The following is a 1233-nucleotide window of genomic DNA, read 5'->3' on the forward strand; positions in this document are numbered from 1 at the left end:
TGACCTGCCCCCAGTAAACAGGGCCAACCGGAACCTAGTAAAGTTCGTTTTCGGAGAAGACGAACATGAAGAAGCGCTTTACGGAAGAGCAAATCATCGGCTTTCTGAAGGAAGCCGAAGCCGGCCTGCCGGTCAAGGAGCTGTGCAGGAAGCACGGGTTCAGTGACGCGTCGTTCTACACCTGGCGTGCGAAGTTCGGCGGCATGGAGGTATCGGAAGCCCGTCGGCTCAAGGACCTGGAGAGCGAGAACGCGCGACTCAAGAAACTGCTGGCTGAAGCGATGCTCGACATGGAAGCCCTCAAGGTGGTCGTGAAGGGAAAGCCCTGAGCCCCCAAGCCAAACGCGAAGCAGTGGTGGCGATTCGGGAGAAGGTCAATATCTCCGAACGCCGCGCCTGCCGGCTTGTCGGGCTTTCTCGCAGTGTGCTGCATTACGACGCGAAGCCAGATGCCGAGAATGAAGCGTTGAAGGCGCGCTTGGTCGAACTGGCCCATGAACGCCGTCGGTTCGGCTACCGCCGACTGCATGTGCTGGTGGAGCGCGAAGGCATTCACGCGAACCATAAGCGGGTGCATCGACTCTATCGTGAGGCGGGACTGGCGGTGCGACGCCGGCGCCGGCGCCACGGGGTGACGATCGAGCGCGAGCAGCTGAGTTTGCCGAGCGCGCCGAACCAGGTCTGGTCAATCGATTTCGTCATGGATGGGCTCTCCAATGGCCGCCGCTTGAAGTGCCTGACCATCGTCGATGACTTCACGAAGGAGTCGATCGATATCGTCGTCGATCATGGCATTTCGGGCTTGTATGTGGCTCGAGTGCTGGACCGGGCAGCGCGTTTCCGGGGCTATCCCAAGGCTGTGCGAACGGATCAGGGACCGGAATTTACAAGCCGTGCGCTCGACCAATGGGCCTATGCCAATGGCGTGACGCTGAAATTGATTCAGCCAGGCAAGCCGACGCAGAACGCGTATATCGAGTCGTTCAACGGCAAGTTCCGCGATGAATGCCTCAACGAGCACTGGTTCACAAGTCTCGCGCATGCTCGGGCGCTCATAGCGACGTGGCGTCAGGACTACAACGAGGACCGGCCGCATAGCGCGCTGAACTACCTGTCGCCAGCAGAGTTTGCTGCGAAACACCGAGCAACAGCGGATGCTCCCGCCGCTTTCCAGGAGCTGGTTTAAAGGGACTTTGCTAGAAGCCCATCGGCCCTATTGAAGGGGGCAGGTCA

1 protein-coding gene is annotated in these 1233 nt (G+C 59.8%); it reads left to right on the forward strand.

The genetic code is table 11. The features are described 5' to 3' along the window. The first annotated feature begins 65 nt into the window (after positions 1-65). A protein-coding gene (locus WS95_RS29070; RefSeq protein ID WP_156444605.1) for an IS3 family transposase occupies positions 66-1186 on the forward strand; the annotation gives its coding sequence in 2 pieces (ribosomal slippage) (positions 66-324 and positions 324-1186; 1122 coding nt in all). The last annotated feature ends 47 nt before the right edge of the window (positions 1187-1233 follow it).

The sequence above is a fragment of the Burkholderia sp. MSMB1826 genome, assembly GCF_001526325.1.
Classification (GTDB): domain Bacteria; phylum Pseudomonadota; class Gammaproteobacteria; order Burkholderiales; family Burkholderiaceae; genus Burkholderia.